The sequence below is a fragment of the uncultured Planktosalinus sp. genome, from assembly GCF_963973675.1.
Taxonomy (GTDB): domain Bacteria; phylum Bacteroidota; class Bacteroidia; order Flavobacteriales; family Flavobacteriaceae; genus Planktosalinus.
Window position 1 is genome coordinate 1 of the sequence record NZ_CAXBAN010000327.1, and the last position, 3045, is coordinate 3045.

General features: G+C 35.4%; 2 protein-coding genes. Both read left to right on the forward strand.

Annotated features, from left to right (window positions below):
* The coding region (locus tag AACY61_RS11370; RefSeq protein ID WP_339611702.1) for a T9SS type A sorting domain-containing protein at positions 1–1694 on the forward strand (1694 nt) is incomplete at its 5' end.
* 57 nt (positions 1695–1751) lie between these two features.
* A complete protein-coding gene (locus tag AACY61_RS11375; protein ID WP_339611703.1) occupies positions 1752–2927 on the forward strand; it encodes a folylpolyglutamate synthase/dihydrofolate synthase family protein in 1176 nt (391 codons plus the stop codon).
* Positions 2928–3045 lie beyond the last annotated feature (118 nt).

The following is a 3045-nucleotide window of genomic DNA, read 5'->3' on the forward strand; positions in this document are numbered from 1 at the left end:
ATGGAGGAGAAACTTCCCGAATTTACAGAACCACTAATGGTGGAGATGACTGGACAATTTTAACAAACGGCTTGCCTGTTGTACCATCACAAAAAGGCCGAATTAGTATTGATATTTCAAAATCTAACCCCAATGTGCTCTATGCAATGTATGCTGATGCAATTGGAAATGTTCAAGGTGTTTACAAAACAATAGATGGTGGAGATACCTGGACTGAAGTAAACTCGAGTCAATTGATAAATGTTGGGTTTCATTGGTGGTTTGAAGGGATATTTGTAGATCCGGCAGATGAAAATAGTATTTACTATTTGGGTCTGAATGTCCAAAAATCAACAGATGGAGGCTTAAGTTGGTTCAATTCCTTCCCCAATGCTCACGTTGACCAACATGCATTGGCGTTTAATCCTTCAATTCCTAATCAGGTACTTTTAGGGAATGATGGCGGATTTTATAAGAGTAGTAATCAGGGGGTAACATCAGCAAAAGACGTATCATTACCCATCACACAATTTTATCGTTTTCACGTTGATTTTCAAAATTCCAATAAAATTTATGGGGGTTCACAAGATAATAGCACGATGAGAACAACAACAGGTGGATTAAACGATTGGGAAATAATTACAGGAGGTGATGGTTTTCAACCATTGGTTGACCCAACAAATACCAATATTATTTATGCACTTTCACAATATGGTAATTTAATAAAATCTGTAAATAATGGGACTAGCTTTTTTGGAGCTACATCAGGAATTTCGGGTGCAGATAGGAAAAATTGGGACACACCAATAGTATTTGACCCAACAAACCCACAAGTACTTTATTATGGCGCAAACCGGCTTTATAAAACGTCGGATGCTGCAGCAAATTGGATACCTTTAAGTCCTGATTTATCAAACGGTCCACACCCCGGAAATCTGGTTTTTGGAACCATCGTATCAATTAGTGTTTCTCCCTTGGATAATCAAAAAATTGTTGTTGGTACTGATGATGGAAATGTGTGGATTACTCAAAATGGCGGAGCAAACTGGATAAAAGTTTCGGATAATTTACCAAATAGATGGGTGACTAAAGTACTCACTGACAGGAATGATGTAAATTCATTCTATGTAACTTTTTCGGGTTATCGCTATGGAGAAAATATCGGACATGTGTATAAGACCTCTGATAACGGAACAACTTGGGAAAATAGGTCAGGTAATTTGCCTGATGTACCTGTAAATTCTATAACAAAAGATGTCTATGGCAACTTATTTTTAGCCACAGACATAGGGGTTTTGGCATCTGCAGATGAAGGTGTTATCTGGGACCTCCTTGGCGATAACCTTCCTTCTGTTGTAGTGACAGATTTACATATACACGAACCCACTGAAATATTGTATGCAGCGACTTATGGCAGGTCAACCTATAAAATTGAAATTTCAGAAGATATTTTAACTGCTTTGTCACAAAATCTGGAATTTAATGTTGATTTTTTCCCCAATCCTACAAGAGGTAATTTGAAGGTCAATCTTGATAGGAAGTATCAAAATATTCAAGTTCTTACATATGACAATTTGGGACGATCTGTAAAAACTGAATATTTTAAAAATACTCAAAGATTAAATTTGGATTTGAGAGGCTTGCCTAAAACAACATATTTTATTAAAGTTGTTGCAGATCAAAAAGAAACCACCAAAAAAGTAGTCGTTTATTAAAAATTTAAAATTATTAATTACCAGGAAACATTAAAATGGCTTTTTGCCAAATTGCCCTTGTATCAACGAGTAGGAGGTATTGCTTATAAAAAGGATTTAAGCAACACCATTTTACTTGCCAATTATCTTGAAAATCCTCAGAATAATTTTAAAAGTATTCACGTAGCAGGAACGAATGGAAAAGGTTCAGTAAGCCATATGCTGGCTTCAGTTTTGCAAGAAGCCGGTTATAAAGTAGGCCTTTACACTTCACCGCACTTAAGAGACTTTAGAGAGCGAATAAAAATAAACGGTAAGATGATTCCTAAAAAAAAAGTGTCGTCTTTTATTGCAGTTCACAAAGCATTTTTTGAAGCAAATTCACTGTCGTTTTTTGAAATGACAGTAGGATTGGCATTTGAATTTTTCAGTGAAGAGAAAGTTGATATTGCTGTAGTTGAGGTTGGTATGGGTGGAAGGCTCGACAGCACAAATATCATTACTCCTTTGTTATCAATAATTACTAATATTGGTAAAGATCACACGGCATTTTTAGGAACTACTTATGAAGAAATAGCAACAGAAAAGAGCGGTATTATTAAATCAGGAGTTCCCGTTATTATTGGAGAAGTTATTCCTGAAACAAAAACTATTTTTGAAAGTATTTCTACATCCAAAAATGCACCTATTTTATTTGCAGAAAACTTCAAATCAAGTGAGTATCCTTCAGATTTAAAAGGAAGTTATCAAATTCATAATAAAAAAACAGTGTTGGCCTCAATTGCTGTATTAAGAAATAAGAAACTATTTAATATCACTGAAAAACACTTTCAAAAGGGCTTATTGAATGTTGTTAAAAACACCGGTTTGATGGGAAGGTGGCAGGAGTTAAGAAAAAAACCAATGGTTATTTGTGATACAGCACATAATAAGGAAGGACTGGGGTTTGTACTGAATCAGCTTAAAGAGCAAAAGCATAAAAAATTACATTTTGTGATAGGAGTTGTTTCAGATAAAGACCTTTCTGGAATTCTTCATCTTTTTCCAAAAAGTGCACTCTATTATTTCTGCAAGCCTGATATCCCCCGAGGGCTTGATGCCGAAGTGCTGCATCACGAAGCCCAAAAGTTTTCTTTAAACGGAAAAGTCTATAATTCTGTAAAAGAAGCCTATAAAAACGCTTTGGGGAACGCAAAAAATGATGATTTAATTTTTGTTGGGGGAAGTACTTTTGTGGTTGCAGAAATAATTTAATATTTTTTAAAAATATGTTGTACGGATTAAAAAAGTGGTCTATATTTGCAACCGCTTAAACAAAGAGCGGGCGCGTAGCTCAGTTGGTTCAGAGCACTTGGTTTACACCCAAGGGGTC